Origin of the sequence: Xanthobacter albus (genome assembly GCF_043194895.2) — a bacterium.
Lineage (GTDB): Bacteria > Pseudomonadota > Alphaproteobacteria > Rhizobiales > Xanthobacteraceae > Xanthobacter.
Genome location: NZ_CM195532.1, coordinates 30,828 through 48,204, shown reverse-complemented (window position 1 = coordinate 48,204; position 17,377 = coordinate 30,828). Strand labels below are relative to the sequence as shown.

Sequence of the window (17,377 nt, the reverse complement as noted above, 5' to 3'; positions counted from 1 at the left end):
ATGGAAGGCTTTGCTTTCGAGGCGTATGCCATTCTGAAGGTGATCTGGTGGGTGCTGCTCGGCGTGCTGCTCACCGGCATCGGCGTCATGGTGGGCATGGACATGGGCGTGGGCACCATCCTGCGCTATGTCGGCCGCACCGATGCCGAGCGGCGGGTGGCGCTCAACATCGTCGGGCCCCACTGGGACGGCAACCAGGTGTGGTTCATCCTGGGCGGAGGCGCCATCTTCGCCGCATGGCCGCTGGTCTATGCCACCGCCTTCTCGGGCTTCTACATCGTCATGCTCGTGCTTCTGTGGAGCATGATCGTGCGGCCGCTCGGCTTCGAGTACCGCAGCAAGATGCCCACCGAGCGGTGGCGCGGGGCCTGGGACGCCACGCTCTTCATCAGCGGCTTCGTGCCCATGCTGGTGTTCGGCGCGGCGGTGGGCAACGTGCTGCAGGGCGTGCCCTTCCACTTCGACTGGCGGCTCACCTCCTATTACACCGGCAGCTTCATCTCGCTGTTCAACCCGTTCGCGATCCTGTGCGGGCTCATGTCGGTGGCGCTCGCGGTCTACATGGGCGGGGCGTGCCTCGCGAGCGGCGCGACTGATCCGGTTTCCGCGCGCGCCCGCCGGGCGGCGCTTGCCTCCGGCATCGCGGCGCTCGTGATCTTCACCATCGCCGGTGTCTGGTTCTCCGGCATGAGCGGCTATCAGCTCGTTGCCGGCCCCGCGCCGGAGGTGGCGCAGACGCCCCTGCACCAGCAGGTGGCCTATGTGCCCGGCGCGGCGCTCGCCAATTACGCCCAGCATCCGGCGCTGTGGGCGTTCCCGGCCCTGGCCTATGTGGGCCTCATCCTCGGCCTGCTCGCCCTCGCGGCGCGGCGGCCGCTGGTGGGCTGGTGGCTTGGCGTGCTGGTCTGGATCGGCGTCATGGGCACGGTCGGCGCGGCCATGTTCCCGTTCCTGATGCCCTCGATCACCAATCCCTCGCACAGCCTCTCCATCTGGAACTCCGGCTCCAGCCTCAGGACCCTGTCCTGGATGCTGGGCTTCACCCTGCTCTTCATGCCGCTCATCGTCTGGTACACCAGCTGGGCGTTCTGGGTCATGCGGGGCAAGATCGATCCGAAGCAGATCGAGGCTTCGGAACACGCGCTCTGAGGAGGCCGGTCATGATCGTGCATTACATCATCGCCCTGGTGGTGGCCGGCCTCGCCGTTCTGCTGGGCATCATCATCGGGGATTACGGCCCCTGGTACATGTGCTGGTTCCTGGGGACCGGCCTCATGATCCTCGTCGCCGCCTCCTCGGGCGTCCTGTTCGAGGCGCAGGAGGACGCCGCGGAGGCCGGTGCCTCCGCGGGCGCCGACGATGTCGCCCGCGTGGTGGCGGGCAGTGGGAAGCCGGCCGCCGGCGGGCCCCGCGCCTGAGCGCGATCGAGCCCATCTTGGTCGCATCGGACGACGGAAAGCCGGGCGCGCCACCTGCGGAAGCGCACCCGGCCGAGGCCGGCACGCCGCCCGTCCGGCCGGGCCGGGCGGTGGAGCGTTGGCTGCGCGCGCAGGCCAAGGCCGCCGCCGGCCCCGCGATCCGCCGGGCGGCGGCGCTCGGCGCCCTCGGCGCGGCGCTGGTGGTGCCCCAGGCCTGGCTGCTCGCCCATGCCATCACGCCGGTGGTGATGGGCGGGGCGCCGCTGGCGCCGGCGCTGCCCTGGCTGCTTCCGGTGCTGCCCATCCTCGCGCTGCGATTCTGGCTCGCCGCGGCGGCCGACCGGGGCGCCCTCGCCGCCGCCGCGCGACTGAAGGCGCGGGTGCGGGCAGACCTGCTGCGCCATCTCCAGGCGCTGGGCCCCGCCCGCCTCGCCGGACGTGCTTCGGGCGAGACGGCGACGCTGGCCGTCGAGGGCGTGGACGCGCTTGAGCCCTATGTGGCGCGCTTCATGGCCCATTCCGGCATCCTCGCCGTCCTGCCGCTGGTGATTCTCGCGGTGGTGCTGCCGAGCGACTGGATCTCCGGGCTCGTGCTGCTGGTGACGGCGCCGGTCATTCCGCTGTTCATGGTGCTGCTGGGCCTGGGGGCCGAGCAGGCGAACCGCAGGCAGTGGCGCCGCCTCACCCGCCTTTCCGCGCAACTGTTGGACGGCCTGCAGCGCCTCACCACCCTGAAGTCCCTCAACGCCACGACCCGGGAGGCCGAGCGGCTGGCCCAGGCGGCGGAGGACTACCGCGAAAGCACCATGGCGGTGCTGCGGGTAGCGTTCCTCTCCTCGCTCGCCCTCGAATTCTTCGCCACCGTGGCCATCGCCGTGGTGGCGGTGCTGATCGGCTTCCGCTTGCTCGACGGCGCCATGGGCTTCGAGGCTGGCTTTTTCGTGCTGCTGCTGGCGCCCGAATTCTACGCCCCCCTGCGCCAGCTTGGCGTCGATTACCACGCGCGCATGGAGGCCCTCGCCGCCGCCGAGCGCATCCTCGACCTGCTGAACGAGACCCCCGACGCGCCGGGCACCGCCCGTCCCGTTTTCCCCCGCCCGCCGGCGGTGGAGGTGGAGGAGGCGAGCTTCGCCTGGGAACCGGGCCGCCCGGCCGTGCGCGCGGTGTCGCTGCGGCTGGAGCCGGGGGAGATCACCGCGCTGGTGGGGCCGAGCGGCGCCGGCAAGAGCACCCTGCTCGCCCTGCTCCTGGGCTTCATCCGCCCGCAGGAGGGGCGCATCCTTGCCGGAGGGGCGGACCTCGCGGCGGTGGACCCGGCCTACTGGATGCGGCAGGTGGCCCTGGTGCCCCAGCGCCCGCACATGTTCGCGGGCACCGTGCTCGACAACATCCGCCTCGGCGCGCCCGATGTCTCGCGGGAGGAGGCGCAGGCCGCGGCGCGCCTCGCCGCCGCCGACGGCTTCATCGGCACCCTGCCGCAGGGCTATGACACCCCCCTCGGCGAGCATGGCCACACCCTCTCGGGCGGGCAGGTGCAGCGCCTCGCGCTGGCGCGCGCCTTCCTCAAGACGCAGGCTTCGGTAGCTGTGCTGGACGAGGGCACGGCGGGCCTCGACCGCGACACCGAGGCGCTGGTGAGCGAGGCCATCCGCCGCCTCGCCCCGAACCGCACCACGCTAATCGTCGCCCACCGGCTGGCGACCGTGCGGCTCGCCGACCGGGTGATCTTCATGGATGGAGGGCGCATCGTGGAGCAGGGCAGGCGGGCGGAGCTGGAGGCGGACGGCCGCCGCTATGCCGCCCTCCTGCGCGATGCGGGGCTCGCATCATGACGCCCCGCGCCAAGGATACGGACGCGGCGATGCTGCGCCGGCTCGTGGGCCTGTCCCGGCCCTATGCGGGCTGGATGCTGGCGGCGGGCGTGGTCGCCTGCGTCACCGTGCTGGCCAGCATCGGCCTCATGACGGTGGCGGGCTGGTTCATCGCCGCCATGGCCATCGCTGGCGTTTCCACCGGCATGATGAACTATTTCATGCCCTCGGCAGGCATCCGCCTGTTCGCCATCCTGCGCACGGGCGGGCGTTACGGCGAGCGGCTGCTGAGCCATGAGGCCACCTTCCGCCTGCTCGCGGGGGTGCGCCTGTGGCTGTTCCGGCGGCTGGTGCCGCTCGCCCCCGCCGGCCTCACCGACCGGCGCGGCGCCGATCTCGCGGGCGGCCTCCAGGCGGATGTGGACACGCTGCAGCATGCCTACCTGCGGCTCGGCGCTCCGGTGGCGGTGGCGGCGGCATGCGCGCTGGTGGTGGTGGCCGTGCTCGCGGCCCTGCACCCGCCCACTGCGCTGGTGGTGGGGGCGCTGCTGCTGTGCGCCGGCGGCATCGGGCCGCTCCTCGCCCGCCGGGCCGCCGCCGCGCCCGGCGCCGATGCTGTGCGGCTGCGGGCGGAGCTGCGGGTCGCCGTGGTGGACGCGCTCCAGGGCGCGACCGACCTGCGCGCGGCGGGGGTGGTGGAGCGGCAGCTCGATTCCGTATCCGGCGTGAGTACCGCGCTGGCGGAGGCGCAGCGGCGCGCCGCGGTCTCCGGCACGCTGGCGGAGGCGGGGGTGGGCCTGTGCGCGGGGCTCGCCCTTTGGGGGGCGGCGCTGCTCGCGGCCATGAGCGTCGCCGCGTCCAGCCTCGATCCCGCTCTGGTGCCGGCCCTGGCCCTTGCGGCGCTGGCCAGCTTCGAGGCGGTGGCCCCGCTGCCGGGGGCCATGCAGCGCTGGGGCGAGGTGATGGCAGCCGCCCGCCGCCTGTTCGCCCTCGCGGACCGGACGCCGGTCATCGTCGCGGGAAGCGACCCCTCACCGGAGCCGCGCGACGGGAGCCTGGAATTCGCGGCGGTGCGCCTGCGCTACACGCCGGATGCCCCACTCGCGCTCGACGGGCTCGACCTCGCCATCCCCGCCGGCCGCCGCGTGGCGCTGCTGGGCCCGAGCGGGGCGGGCAAGAGCTCCATCGCCCGGCTGCTGCTGCGCTTCTGGGACTATGAGGGCGAGATCAGCCTGGGCGGGCATGACCTGCGGCGCTACCGGCCGGAGGACCTGCGCCGGCTGGTGGGCGTCGCCGCCCAGGATGCCCAGCTTTTCAACGCCACGATCCGCGAGAACCTGCTGATGGCCGCGCCGGAGGCGGACGAGGCGGCGATGCTCCGCGCCCTGGAGACCGCGCAGCTCATCTCCTTCGTGGCGGAGCTGCCGGGCGGGCTCGACACCTGGATCGGCGAGGGCGGGGCGCGGCTTTCCGCCGGGCAGGCGCGCCGGCTGGTGCTGGCCCGCACGCTGCTGCGCGCGCCGCTGGTGCTGGTGCTCGACGAGCCCACGGAGAACCTCGACGCCACCACCTCCCGCCGGCTGCTGGCGGCGCTGTCCGAGGCCACCAGGGGGCGCACGGTGATCCTCATCACCCACGACCCCGCTGCGGCGGAGATGTTCGCGGACGAGACCGTGCGCATGGAGGCGGGCCGGCGCGTGGCGTGATGCCGAATGCCTTTTGGCTCGTCCCATCGTCTTTGGCCGGTCCGCGCGGCGTTTGGGCGAAACCGGTCTGGCGCAGGCCAGGACCGGGGCCGAGGGCGGGACGCCCTTTGCGCGCGGGCGGCAGATGGCCTATGGCCGGGCGCAGACACGCCCCCCGAGACCGCCATCCATGATTCGCCTCGACAATATCGGCAAGCAGAACGGCCGGCAGATCGTCTTCATCGAAGCCTCCGCGGCCCTGCTGAAGGGCGAGAAGGTGGGGCTCGTCGGCCCCAACGGCGCCGGCAAGACCACGCTGTTCCGCATGATGACCGGGCAGGAGCCGCCCGACGAGGGGCAGGTCTCGCTCGATCGCGGCGTCACCATCGGCTACTTCAGCCAGGACGTGGGTGAGATGAGCGGCCGCAGCGCCCTCGCGGAGGTGATGGACGGCGCTGGCCCCGTGAGCGCCGTTGCCGCCGAGCTGAAGGAGATCGAGGCGGCGCTGGGCGATCCCGACCGCGCCGACGAGATGGAACAGTTGGTGGAGCGCTACGGCGAGGTGCAGGCCCGCTTCGAGGAGCTGGGCGGCTACGCCCTGGAGGGCCGCGCGGCGGAGGTGCTCTCGGGCCTCGGCTTCAGCCAGGAGATGATGGACGGCGACGTGGGCCGGCTTTCCGGCGGCTGGAAGATGCGCGTGGCGCTCGGCCGCATCCTGCTCATGCGGCCGGACGTGATGCTGCTGGACGAGCCCTCGAACCATCTGGACATCGAGAGCCTCATCTGGCTCGAAGCCTTCCTGAAGGGTTTCGACGGCGCGCTCATGATGACCTCCCACGACCGTGCCTTCATGAACCGCATCGTCAACAAGATCGTGGAGATCGATGCCGGCGCCCTCAACACCTATTCGGGCGACTACGAATTCTACGACCAGCAGCGCGCGCTCAACGAGAAGCAGCAGCAGGCGCAGTATGAGCGCCAGCAGGCGATGCTGGCCAAGGAGATCCAGTTCATCGAGCGCTTCAAGGCCCGCGCCTCCCACGCCGCGCAGGTGCAGAGCCGGGTGAAGAAGCTGGAGAAGATCGACCGCGTGGAGCCGCCCCGCCGGCGCGAGACCATCGCCTTCGAATTCCCGAGCCCGCCCCGCTCGGGCGAGGACGTGGCGAACCTGAAGGGCGTGCACAAGAGCTACGGCAGCCGCGTGATCTATGAAGGGCTCGACTTCTCCATCCGCCGCCGGGACCGCTGGTGCGTGATGGGGGTGAACGGGGCCGGCAAGTCCACCCTGCTGAAGCTGGTCGCCGGCACATCCGAGCCGGATGCGGGCACGGTCGCCATCGGCGGCAGCGTGAAGATGGGCTATTTCGCGCAGCACGCCATGGACCTGCTGGACGGCGAGCGCACCGTGTTCGAGACCCTGGAGGATGCCTTTCCCCAGGCGGGCCAGGGCTCCCTGCGCGCGCTCGCCGGCTGTTTCGGCTTCTCCGGCGACGACCAGGACAAGCGCTGCCGCGTGCTTTCCGGCGGCGAGAAGGCGCGCCTCGTGATGGCGAAGATGCTCTACGATCCGCCGAACTTCCTGGTGCTGGACGAGCCCACCAACCATCTCGACATGGCCACCAAGGAGATGCTCATCAAGGCGCTCGCTGATTACGAGGGCACCATGCTGTTCGTCTCCCATGATCGCCACTTCCTGGCGGCGCTGTCGAACCGGCTGCTGGAGCTGACCCCCGAGGGCATCCACAATTACCCCGGCGGCTACACCGAATATGTGGCCCGCACCGGCCACGAGGCGCCCGGCCTGCGCAACTGAGGCGGCGCGCGGGCGGGCTCAGAGGCTGTCGAACCAGCTTTTCCAGTGCGGCAGGGCGGTGGCGAAGGTGCCGCGATGGCCGGTTTCTCCGGTCGATATGGCGTCCACCTTCGTGTTGCCGCTGCCCATGGCCCGCTGGTAGGTCATCACCAGCCGGCCGAGGCCGGGCGTGATGATCTCGTCGGCCTCGCCGTAATAATTGCGCACCGGGCTTTGGATGACCCAGCGGTAGGCATTGGCCTTCTCCTTCAGCAGGCGGCCGAAGGCCGAGGCAGCGAAGGCCTGCGGATCGAAATATTCGGGCCGGATCAGCTTGCGCAGGTCGGTCGGCATCTGCGCCGTGTCGTAGGGCTCGCGCGCGTAGATCCTGCGGGCGATGTCGTAGGCATCGTCGTTGAACAGCGCGCGCGCGAGGCCCGGCAGGCCATAGTAGTTCTCATATGAAAAGGCGCTGAGGATGAAGAGGGTGGAAACCCAGTCGGCGTCGTTCTTGCGCGGGAAGTCGAGGAAGCCGCTCATGCCGAGGAAGATGTCGGCCGGGGCGCTGGCGGTCGCGACGCCCGCCACGGGCACGCCGGAGCGCTCCAGCCGCTCCAGCATCGCCAGGGCCACGAACCCGCCTTCCGACCAGCCGCCGAGCACCAGGCGGGAGGTGGAGAGCTGCATGTGGGCGAGCACCGCGCGGCTGGCGATGAGCATGTCATATGTGGCCTGCTGCTGGCTCTCCTTCACGAGGTAGCCCTCGGGCGCCTTGGAGCTTCCCATGCCGAAATAGTCCGCTCCGATCACCACATAGCCCTGCCCCGCGAACTGGGCGAGCACCAGCCGGGTTTCGATGGACTGGTCGGGAAAGGACGGCACCTGCTCTTTTCCATAGACGGTGCCGTGCTGGTAGGAGAGCAGCGGCAGGCCGGCAGCGCCGGAGATCTCGGGAACTGCGAGCAGGCCGGTGGCGACGATGGGCGCGTTGCCGCGTTCCGGGATCACCGAGCCGTAGGTGACGCGATAGAGGCGCACGGCGTTCGTGGCCGGCGTGAAGCTCACCTTCACGCCGAAATTCAAAGGCGCCTGGGTGCTCAGGATGTCGTTCAGCCTGTCGGCGTCCCAGCGGCCGATGAGCTGGTAGCTCACGCCCGAGGCGACGGCCGTGGGGGCCTCGGCCGTCTCGGCCCGAAGCGGCGGCGCGAGCGGCAGGGCGGTGACGCCGCAGGCCAGCGCCATGATGGCGAGCGCCCGTGTGAACCAGGACATTCGAACCTCCCGCAGATGCCCGGCCGCCCCGGCTGAACGCCGGAGGCAGCGCGCGATGGTATCATGACCCGCGCGGCAGCGCGGCGGCCTTGCGGCGCGCGAGCAGCCCCTCAGGCGGGCGGGGGGCCGTTGCGAACCCGGCCGGGCACGGAGCCACAGGTGCAGGGCGAGCCTTCCTCCAATGGCGGCATGCCGGCGCGCGGGGGCGGGGGGATGGGGCAGGGCCTGGCCGCGATGCGGTCGTCGGCGGCGATCGGCACGCACAGGGGGCGCGGGTGGCCATCCGGCGGCGGAAGCGGCTGCGCCAGCGCGGCTTCCGCCATCAGGCAAGCGCCGGCCAGAAGGACTGATCTCAGCATAGGTGGTGCCTTTGCTATAGCATCTCATTGTTTCATGGAAGCAATGAGATGCTATAAGTCATTGAGTTTTCGCTTTTCTACGCGAGCCGGTGTCCGCTTCGCTCGAAAGCGCTCCAGGGCCTTGTCCGGCGCGGCGTCCTTGTCCGCGCGCAGGATGCGCAGGCGCGCAGGACGTTCCCGGCTGTCGCGTCCGCGACGGTGACCGAATATATCGGGGCCTCGCAAAAGCAGAACAGGCATTTTGCAAACAAATGTATCAGTTGTTTCTGAACATGTCTGCGCCGCGCCCGAGCGCATGCGGGCGCCGGTCCCTGACGCAGGGGTCGATTCATTTGCCGTGACAGATGCTACATCAATCCGTTATCAGCATGGGATAGGAGAGGCGAAGTGGATCGTCGGCAGGTCTTGGGCGGAGACCTTCCGTCGGCCGGATGGAGCTCGATGACATGGGGCGTGGGCTGGCTGCCTTGCGCGCGGGTTGGGGCGGAATGCCTCTGCTCGCGGGGGCTTTTGGTGCGATTATTCTGCTCTCGGGCTGCAACGACAAGAACACCTATGCCGCGCCCCCGGCGCCGAAGGTGACTGTCGCGACGCCCCGCCAGATGGCCGTCACCCTTTATGCGGAGTTCACCGGCAACACCGCGCCGCTCAATGCGGTGGATCTCGAGGCGCGCGTGGAGGGCTTCCTCACCTCCATCGATTATCGCGACGGGGAGGCGGTGAGGAAGGGGCGCGTGCTGTTCCAGATCGAGAAGGAGCAGTATGCGGCAAAGGTGGAGCAGCTCAAGGCCGCGCTCGAAAGCGCAGGCGCCACCCAGGCCAATGCGCAGCGCGATTACGACCGCCAGGCGGCCCTGGGCCAGCGCGAGGTTTCGAGCCAGCGCACGGTGGACGACGCAAAGACCAAGCTCGACACGGCCAGGGCCGACGTGAAGGCCGCGGAAGCCGCCCTCAGCCTGGCCGAAATCTCCTATGCCTACACCACGGTGCGCGCCCCCTTCGACGGGGTGGTAACGCGCCATCTGGCGGATGTCGGCGCCCTGGTCGGCACGTCCGGGCCCACCAAGCTTGCGACCATCCTCCAGGTCGATCCCATCTACGTCTATGCCAACATTTCCGAGCAGCAGCAGATCGCCTTGCGCGACGACCTGGCCAAGGCCGGCAAGACCTTGAGGAGCCTGCGCGAAGAGAAGCAGGAGATGCCGGTGGAGGTGGCGCTGCAGGACGATGCCGCCTTCCAGTATACCGGCAGGATCGACTATATCGCCCCGCAGCTCGATGCCGCGACTGGCACCCTGGAGCTGCGCGCCGCGCTGGACAATCCCGACGTGGCGCTGGTGCCGGGCATGTTCGTGCGCGTGCGCGTCCCGGTGGGAAAGATCGACCCGGCATTGCTCGTCAACGACACCGCTGTCATGGCGAACCAGGCCGGCAGCTATGTGATGGTGGTGGGCAAGGACAACAAGGTGGAGCAGCGACAGGTCGCCACCGGCCCGGTGGAAGGCCAGCTCCGCGTCATCACAAAGGGGCTCGATGCCGGTGACAGGGTGGTCATCGGCGCCATCCAGAAGGCGGTGGCGGGCAATGCCGTGGACCCTGTCTCCGGCGCCATGGCGGCCGCTCCCGAGGGGCCGAAGCCGGCCCCGGCGGCGCTGACGCGCGGAGCCGGCACCAAGACCACCCCCTGACGCAACCGGCTCCCGGAAGGCGCTGCCATGTTCTCGCGCTTCTTCATTGACCGGCCGGTGCTGTCCAACACCCTGGCCTTGCTGATCGTCCTCCTCGGCGCGCTCTCGCTCATGCGGCTGCCCGTGTCGCAATATCCGGACGTGGTGCCGCCCACCGTCTCGGTGAGCGCCACCTATCCCGGCGCCAGCGCCCGCACGGTGATGGACACCATCGCCCTGCCCGTCGAGCAGGAGGTGAACGGGGTCGAGGGCATGATCTACATGCAGTCGACCAGTGCATCGGACGGCACCTATTCGCTCGTCGTCACCTTCGAGATCGGCACCGATCCCGACATGGCCCAGGTGCTGGTGCAGAACCGCGTCGCGCTCGCGAGCGCGCAGCTGCCCACCGCAGTGTCGACCCAGGGCCTGAACATCGAGAAGAAGTCGACCTCAATTCTACAGTTCGTGAATCTTTATTCGCAGGATGGACGCTTCGACAACCTGTTCCTCGCCAATTACGCCACGCTCAGCCTGAAAAACGAGCTCGCCCGCCTGCCGGGCGTGGGGGACGTGACCGTGCTCGGCTCCGGCGATTACGCCATGCGCATCTGGCTCGATCCGGACAAGCTGCAGGCGTACGGGCTCACGCCGTCCGATGTCACCACCGCCATCTCCCAGCAGAGCACGGAGGTGACGGCCGGGCTCGTGGGTGCGCCGCCCACCCCCTCCATGGTCAACTTCCAGTATGTGCTGAATGTCAGGGGCCGCTTCAGCGAGGCAAAGGACTTCGAGAACATCGTCGTGAAGGTGGCGCGTGGAAACGGCGGCCGGATCGTGCGCATCGGCGACATCGGCCGGGTGGAGCTGGGCGCGGCCACCTATGGCCATGTCGCCACCCTCAACGGGATGCCCTCCGCGGCCATCGCCATCTCCCAGCTCACCGGCGCCAACGCGCTGACGGTGGCCGAGGGCGTGAACGCCAAGATGGCGGAGCTGGCGAAGTCATTCCCGAAGGGGCTCGAATACAAGGTCTCCTTCGACAGCACCAAGTTCGTCACCGCCTCCATCGACGAGGTCTATGAGACCCTCCTCATCGCGGCCGTGCTGGTGCTGGCGGTCATCCTTCTCTTCCTGCAGGACTGGCGGGCGACGCTGGTGCCGGCGACCACGGTTCCCGTCACCATCATCGGTGCCTTCGCCGCCATGGCGATGCTCGGCTACACGGTGAACACCACCAGCCTGTTCGCCCTGGTGCTGGCCATCGGCATCGTGGTGGATGACGCCATCGTCATCGTGGAAGGCGTCGCGCGGCACATGGAGAACGGGCTGAGCAGCCGCGACGCCGCGGTGAAGGCCATGAGCGAGCTGACGGGCCCTGTCATCGGCATCACGCTGGTGCTGATGGCCGTGTTCCTGCCGGCGGCGACCCTTTCGGGCCTCACCGGCAAGATGTACCAGCAGTTCGCCCTCGTCATCGCCGCCACCGCGCTCATCTCGGCGGTGAACGCGGTGACGCTGAAGCCGACCCAGTGCGCCCTCTGGCTGCGCGCGCCGGTGCCGCCGGAGCGGCGCAATCTCTTCTATCGGGCGTTCAACGCGGCCTATGCGCGTTGCGAGGCCCTCTATGTGGCCGTGGTGCGGCGCCTGGTGGGGGCGGCGGTGCTGACCTCGCTGGTGGGGCTCGCGCTCGTCGGCGTCGCCGTCTACGGCCTCTCCCGCGTGCCCACGGGCTTCCTGCCCGCTGAGGACCAGGGCTATTTCATCGTCGATCTCACGCTTCCCGATTCCGCCTCCAGCGCCCGCACGGAGGCGACCGTGGCTGAAGCGGTGAAGCTGATGCGCGGCATCGACGGGGTCCAGGACGTCATCGGCGTGTCCGGCATCTCGCCGCTCGACAACAACGCCACCCTCTACAATGCCGGCATGCTCTATGTGGTGCTGAAGGACTGGGATGCGCGCAAGACGCCCGATCTCGGTATCGACGCCATCGGCGCGAAGGCGCGCGCCGCGCTGGAGGGGCTCGATTCCGCGATCGCGGTGCTGCTGCTGCCGCCGGCGATCCAGGGGGTCGGCAACGCTTCCGGCTTCTCCATGATGGTGGAGATGAGGGATGGCAGCAGCGATTTCCTAGCCCTCCAGAATGCCGCCGCGCAGATGGTGGCCAATGCCGCCTCCCAGAGCGGCCTCGCCCATGTGTCCTCCACCTTCAAGGCCGACGGCAAGCAACTGCGCCTGGTGGTGGACCGCGTGAAGGCCGAGGCGCTGGGGCTCACGGTGGGACAGGTGTTCGAGGTGGTGGAGGCCTATTTCGGCTCGGCCTACGTGAACCAGTTCACCAAGTACAATTCCGTGTTCCAGGTCTATGTGCAGGCAGACGCGCCCTTCCGGCTTCAGCCCGCCGACGTGCTGAAGCTGAAGGTGAAGGGCGCCGATGGGCGCATGGTGCCCCTGGGCACGGTGGCGCGCATCGCCGATGAAGTGGGGCCCGCGCTCATCACCCTCTACAATCTCTATCCGGCGGCGTCGGTGGTGGGCAGCCCCGCGGCGGGCTTCAGCTCCGGCGAGGCGATGACGCTGATGAAGGAGATCGCCGCCAGCACGCTGCCGTCATCCATGGGCACCGCCTGGACCGGCATGTCCTACCAGGAGGAGGTGGTGGGCGATCAGGTCTACTATGTGTTCGCCATCGCGCTGCTGCTCGTCTATTTCGTCCTCGCCGGGCAGTATGAGAGCTGGGTGCAGCCGCTGGCCGTGATCCTCTCGGTGCCGCTGACCCTGCTCGGCACGGTGGTGGCGCTGGAGGCTTCCGGCATGTCGAACGATCTCTATACGCAGATCGGCATCGTCCTGCTCATCGCACTGGCGTCGAAGAATGCCATCCTCATCGTCGAGTATGCCCGCGAGCGGCGCGCCGAGGGCCTGGCACCCGCGGCGGCGGCGGTGGAGGCGGCGCGGCTCCGGTTCCGGCCCATCCTCATGACGTCGCTCGCCTTCATCTTCGGCATGCTGCCCCTGGTGTTCGCCTCCGGCGCCGGGGCCGGAGCGCGCGTGTCGCTCGGCGTGGCGGTGGTGAGCGGCATGCTGGCGTCCACGGGACTCGCGGTGCTGTTCGTGCCGGCCTTCTTCACCGTTCTGGAGCGGCTGCGGCCGCAGCCCGCAGCCACGGACACGCCCCGCGCCAGCCGGACGTGAGCCATGCCCGCACGCCTGGGGCTCGTTCCCGGCGTGAAGGCCCGCGGTGATCCGCCATCGCGTGGCGCGGCCCTCGTTTTCCCCCGCGGCGGCGTTTGGGTCGATGCCCACCGTCGCCGCCCTGATGGCGAGGGTGTACCTCGTTCCCCCGGCGGCACGCCGCCGCGCTGGAATGGGCATGGCGCAGCCGCGTTTCGGGGCCGACGGGCGGTGCGCGCCCGCGCGGCAGGGGAAGGCGACACCATGGACACCCATGCGGGCCTGTGCGGTGCTCTTCGCCGCCGCCGTCAGCCTTCGGTGGCGGTCGCGGCGGCATCCGCGGCGCCCAGGGGGGCCTCATGGGGGGCGCCGGCGCCTTTGGCGGGCAGGCAGATGATGAACACCGCGCCCTCCGCGCCGTTGCGGACGGAGAGGGTGCCGCCGTGGTTGCGGATGATGCCGAAGCTCACCGAAAGCCCGAGCCCGGTGCCCTTGCCCGGCGGCTTGGTGGTGAAGAAGGGCTGGAAGATCCGCTCCATGATGTCCTGCGGGATGCCGCCGGCATTGTCGGACACCGCGATGCGGACCCCGCGCGCGCCCTCCGGCCCCTTCTCCCGCGCGACGTCGATCCCGATGCGGCCCTGCCGGCTCTTGTCCCGCGCCGCTGCCTCGATGATGGCATCGCGCGCGTTCTGCAGCAGGTTGATGAGCACCTGCTCAAGCTGGTCCTGGCGGCACAGCACCGGAGGAACATCGAGCGCGAAGCGGGTCTCAAGGCGGATGCCGTCGAGCCGGATCCTCTCCCCCAGCACCTGAAGGGCGCCGTGCACGGCATCCATAGCGCCGCAGGGCTGGAGCATGTCGTCGCTGTTGCGGCCGAAGATGCGCATATGGTCGATGATGCGGCCCATCCGCTCGGTCTGCTGGATGATGCGGTCGAGCTTGGCGGTGAGGTAGTCGCTCGCCGCGCCCTGCTTCATGGCGGTGAGCGCATTGGTGGCGGCGAGGCGGATGACGCCGAGCGGCTGGTTGATCTCGTGAGCGAGGCCGGTGGCGACCTCTCCCAGCGAGGCGAGCTTGGACATCTGGTAGAGCTTGTTCTCCTCCATCCGGCGGGAGGTCTGGTCGAGGGCGAACACCACCACCTCCTTGCGGCCGGGCGACGGGCGCTCCGTGTCCAGGGATTTGACGGGGGCGACCACCATCTCCACCTCCCATTCCTCCATCCCGTCCGAGAGGTGCTCGTTGCGCACCACCGGAGCCTTGAGGCCGGCGGCAAGGGCGCGGAAGCGTCCGCTCCTCGCATAATCGCACACGGCCGAGCCCATGGGGCTCGCGGGAACCGTGCTCACCTCGCTCGGCCCGGTGTCGCCGACGTGGAGCACGCTGATGCCGGGCACCCGGCTGATGGCGCCGAGCACGTCCGCCTCGCGCTGGCGGGCCTGGGCCTCCAGCTCCTGGGCGTTGAGGCGCTTCTGCATGCCGACATAGCGGTTCGCGAGCAGCACCAGGATGAGCAGCGCGATCGCGAGCCCCAACGCCGTGCCCCAGATGGCGGTGCGGAAGCTGTCGCTCTGCTGCTGCACGAAGTCCTTCGAGTACGCGACCGTGACCGAGACGGGGTAGCGCTTCGAGTGGATCATCTCGCCGATCCGCTCGATGCCGTCGAGGGTGCTCTTGAAGTCGTAGCTGGCCTCGCGCGACTGCATGGTGCGCTGGAATGCCGGGGTGTTGGAGATATCGTCGCCGAAGGAGGTCTGCTTGGCGGCGCGGGCGCGGACGATGCCGTCGTCGCCCACCAGGGCGATGAGCATGTTGTCCTCCAGCCGCAGCTGCTTGAAGTACTCTATGAAGTCGGCAATCGCATAGGAGGCCACCACCACGCCGCCGAAATTCCCCTGCCCGTCGTCGAGCGGGCGGGTGAGCTGGACGGTCCAGGTGTTGGAGACGCGGCCGAGCACCGGCTTGCTGATGAAGAGGTCGCCGTGGGGCGAGTTCTTCTCCATGTGGACCCGGATGTGCTCGCGGTCCGAGAGGTTCACCGGCGTGCCCGTGGGCGCGGAGAGGCTGCTGGCGATCAGCCTGCCGTTCCTGTCCGTCACCGAGAGCTGGATGATGGAGGAAGGCAGCTTCACCGCGCTCAAGGCGTCGTAGGCCTGTTCGGGGGTCCAGCTGGCCTCGAAGGTGGCCGCGAAGTTCTGCATCAGGGCGTCGATCGGCTCGATGGAGCGCTCGAAGCCGTGCAGCAGCAGGGTCGCGGTCTTGGCCGCACTGTCCCTGGCCCGGTGCATCTCCGCCTTGCTGTGGAGGGCATAGAGGGTCACCGCCGCCGCGAACGGCAGGCAGCCCACCAGGATCAGCAGCGCCGCGAGCAGCAGGGTGACGGGGTTCACGAAACGGCGCAGGGACGGAGTGTCTTCAGGCTTGCTCATGGCCGCGGTCCAAGGTCTCCAGCGCTTCGCAGAAGGCTGCGAACGCGACGGGTTTCGGGAAGCAGGCGGCCGCGCCAGCCGCCCGCGCGCGGCGGATGTCGCTTTCGGCGGCGTGGCCGGTCATCACGACGAACGCCAGCCGACGCTCTGGAAACGCGGATTTCAGCGCCTCGATCAGCACCACGCCGTCCATGTCCGGCATGCGGATGTCGGTGACGACGGTGCGGATCTGCGGATCTGAGCGCACCGCCTCCACGGCCTCCCCCGCGCGCCCGAGGCAGGTGGAGGACACGCCTCGGAAGGCCAGCGCCTCCGCCAGCTCGTCAAGAAAATCCGGCTCGTCGTCGACGATCAGAAGGTGGCTCATCGGCCTGGCAGTTTTTTCGATGTCCCCCGCGGCGGAACACGCCCCGAGTGCACCGCTTACGCTGCCCACTGGTCAAGGGTAACTCGATCCAAGGCGGAGGCAAGAAAGGATATCGGTGAGGAGGGACGCAAATTCGGAGGTATCAAGCAGCCGCCTCGGATGTTCGCGGTATCCGCGGGCCGTTTTCGAGGCGATGCCAGGATAGGCCGGGATTTGATCTTGCGGCTTGCAAGCTGCGCGCTAAGCACCAGAATGCCCGGAATCGAGGAGTTGAGGCGCGCCCGGCTGCGGGCGCGGGCGGGAGATCTGTTCTTGGGGACCTGCTGTTCTTCGAGATAGCGGACACGGGTCCGGCCAGCGCATGTGTTGCGGCGCGGGAAGCCTTTCTTGCCCGCGCGGCATGCCGGCCGGTGGCGCGCGCGAGGGGGAGGCCGCATGACGGATCAGGCACAGACACAGGCGCTGCCGCGCGTGCTGCTGGTGGATGACGACCCCGACAGCCTGAGCGAGCTCACCGAGGGCCTCGGCCTGCTGGGCGTTCCCGTCCTCGGCGCCGCCACCGCGGCCGAGGCGCTGGATCTGGCGCAATCCCACGCCGGCCTGCAGGTGATCGTGACCGACCTGCAGCTGCCGGGCATCGACGGCCTGGAGCTGCTGCAGAAGCTCTCCGCGCGGCGTCGCATGTCGCCGCTGGCGGCCATCGTGGTCACGGGGCATGCCTCGCTGGAGCGCGCGGTGAACGCCCTGCGCCTCCGGGTGGTCGATTTCCTGCAGAAACCGGTGACGGCGGACGAGGTGGCGGCCGCCATCGATCGCGCCCTCGCCCTCCTGGGGAGCCCGCCGACCCAGGCACAGCCCGCGAGCCCCGGCACCGTCCACTGGCCGGATTTCCTGCGCATCCTCGTGGCGGCGCAGGCCGACCGCGCCGCCATCTTCGAACCCAACCCGTTCGGCGATCCGGCCTGGGAGATGATGCTGGACCTGCTGATATCGGAGGCCTACGGGCGGCCGATCTCGGTCACCAGCCTCTGTTTCGCCTCAGGCGCCCCCACCACCACCGCCCTGCGCCGCATCGAGGAGCTGCTGGAGGCCGGCTTTGTGGAACGGCAGCCGGACATCAACGACAAAAGGCGCACGCTGGTGCGCCTCACCCCCCACGGCCGGGCGCGCATGGAGGCGTTCGTCCAGCGTCAGGCCGGCCGATTCGGCTTCAAGCTGGACTGAGGCCGCCCGTGCCGGGGGCGTGATTCGCGCACCGGCCGGCCGGGTGGGCGCCGCAGGGGCGTGCGTCCCTCGGCTGTGGCGGGGGAGCGCTGCAATGAAGGGTCGTCGCGGCGCGTCCGGTTTCTTTCGGCGGCACGCCCTGCCTGATGGCGGGGAGGTATCCGGGAGTGCTTTCC

At 69.6% G+C, this 17,377-nt stretch carries 11 protein-coding genes; 8 read left to right on the top strand and 3 right to left on the bottom strand.

From position 1 onward, the window contains the following. From cydB to V5F75_RS00195, 5 genes are all read left to right on the top strand, one after another. Positions 1-1,149, top strand: a complete 1,149-nt coding sequence (gene cydB / locus V5F75_RS00215; RefSeq protein ID WP_509212125.1) for a cytochrome d ubiquinol oxidase subunit II — start codon at positions 1-3, stop codon at positions 1,147-1,149. Positions 1,150-1,160: 11 nt separating this feature from the next. Further along, positions 1,161-1,418 (top strand): hypothetical protein, encoded by a 258-nt coding sequence (locus V5F75_RS00210; RefSeq protein ID WP_394034184.1) that lies wholly within the window; start codon positions 1,161-1,163, stop codon positions 1,416-1,418. A gap of 17 nt (positions 1,419-1,435) precedes the next feature. Next, positions 1,436-3,250: a thiol reductant ABC exporter subunit CydD gene (cydD, locus tag V5F75_RS00205; protein WP_394034183.1), complete on the top strand. Its 1,815-nt coding sequence runs from the start codon at positions 1,436-1,438 to the stop codon at positions 3,248-3,250. Beyond that, on the top strand, positions 3,247-4,935 hold the full coding sequence (cydC, locus tag V5F75_RS00200) for a thiol reductant ABC exporter subunit CydC (protein ID WP_394034182.1): 1,689 nt from the start codon (positions 3,247-3,249) through the stop codon (positions 4,933-4,935). Before cydD ends, cydC begins: the two co-directional genes overlap by 4 nt. 169 nt (positions 4,936-5,104) lie before the next feature. Beyond that, positions 5,105-6,727: an ABC-F family ATP-binding cassette domain-containing protein gene (locus V5F75_RS00195; protein WP_394034181.1), complete on the top strand. Its 1,623-nt coding sequence runs from the start codon at positions 5,105-5,107 to the stop codon at positions 6,725-6,727. Between the two features lie 18 nt (positions 6,728-6,745). Here the strand turns inward: V5F75_RS00195 and V5F75_RS00190 are convergent, their stop codons facing one another. Next, positions 6,746-7,978: an alpha/beta hydrolase gene (locus V5F75_RS00190; protein WP_394034180.1), complete on the bottom strand. Its 1,233-nt coding sequence runs from the start codon at positions 7,976-7,978 to the stop codon at positions 6,746-6,748. Between the two features lie 847 nt (positions 7,979-8,825). On the opposite strand from V5F75_RS00190, the gene V5F75_RS00185 reads away from it, so the two are divergent. Together V5F75_RS00185 and V5F75_RS00180 are read left to right on the top strand one after the other, a co-directional pair. Beyond that, a complete protein-coding gene (locus V5F75_RS00185; protein WP_394034179.1) occupies positions 8,826-10,025 on the top strand; it encodes an efflux RND transporter periplasmic adaptor subunit in 1,200 nt (399 codons plus the stop codon). A gap of 27 nt (positions 10,026-10,052) precedes the next feature. After that, positions 10,053-13,199 (top strand): efflux RND transporter permease subunit, encoded by a 3,147-nt coding sequence (locus tag V5F75_RS00180; protein WP_394034178.1) that lies wholly within the window; start codon positions 10,053-10,055, stop codon positions 13,197-13,199. Positions 13,200-13,486: 287 nt separating this feature from the next. On the opposite strand, the gene V5F75_RS00175 is transcribed toward V5F75_RS00180, so the two are convergent. Together V5F75_RS00175 and V5F75_RS00170 are read right to left on the bottom strand one after the other, a co-directional pair. After that, complete coding sequence (locus V5F75_RS00175; protein ID WP_394034177.1) at positions 13,487-15,610, bottom strand: ATP-binding protein; 2,124 nt, start codon at positions 15,608-15,610, stop codon at positions 13,487-13,489. Continuing rightward, the gene (locus V5F75_RS00170; protein WP_394034176.1) at positions 15,597-15,977 is read right to left on the bottom strand and encodes a response regulator; all 381 of its coding nucleotides are present in this window, start codon (positions 15,975-15,977) and stop codon (positions 15,597-15,599) included. Before V5F75_RS00170 ends, V5F75_RS00175 begins: the two co-directional genes overlap by 14 nt. 435 nt (positions 15,978-16,412) lie before the next feature. On the opposite strand from V5F75_RS00170, the gene V5F75_RS00165 reads away from it, so the two are divergent. Next, positions 16,413-17,201, top strand: a complete 789-nt coding sequence (locus V5F75_RS00165; RefSeq protein ID WP_394034175.1) for a response regulator — start codon at positions 16,413-16,415, stop codon at positions 17,199-17,201. Positions 17,202-17,377 lie beyond the last annotated feature (176 nt).

Bases quoted from the DNA above. Each gene is read 5' to 3' on its own strand.
- V5F75_RS00210 (WP_394034184.1), top strand. From the start codon at position 1,161: ATGATCGTGCATTACATCATCGCCCTGGTGGTGGCCGGCCTCGCCGTT.
- cydB (WP_509212125.1), top strand. From the start codon at position 1: ATGGAAGGCTTTGCTTTCGAGGCGTATGCCATTCTGAAGGTGATCTGG.
- V5F75_RS00175 (WP_394034177.1), bottom strand. From the start codon at position 15,610: ATGAGCAAGCCTGAAGACACTCCGTCCCTGCGCCGTTTCGTGAACCCC.
- V5F75_RS00165 (WP_394034175.1), top strand. From the start codon at position 16,413: ATGACGGATCAGGCACAGACACAGGCGCTGCCGCGCGTGCTGCTGGTG.
- V5F75_RS00185 (WP_394034179.1), top strand. From the start codon at position 8,826: ATGCCTCTGCTCGCGGGGGCTTTTGGTGCGATTATTCTGCTCTCGGGC.
- V5F75_RS00190 (WP_394034180.1), bottom strand. From the start codon at position 7,978: ATGTCCTGGTTCACACGGGCGCTCGCCATCATGGCGCTGGCCTGCGGC.
- cydC (WP_394034182.1), top strand. From the start codon at position 3,247: ATGACGCCCCGCGCCAAGGATACGGACGCGGCGATGCTGCGCCGGCTC.
- V5F75_RS00180 (WP_394034178.1), top strand. From the start codon at position 10,053: ATGTTCTCGCGCTTCTTCATTGACCGGCCGGTGCTGTCCAACACCCTG.
- V5F75_RS00195 (WP_394034181.1), top strand. From the start codon at position 5,105: ATGATTCGCCTCGACAATATCGGCAAGCAGAACGGCCGGCAGATCGTC.
- V5F75_RS00170 (WP_394034176.1), bottom strand. From the start codon at position 15,977: ATGAGCCACCTTCTGATCGTCGACGACGAGCCGGATTTTCTTGACGAG.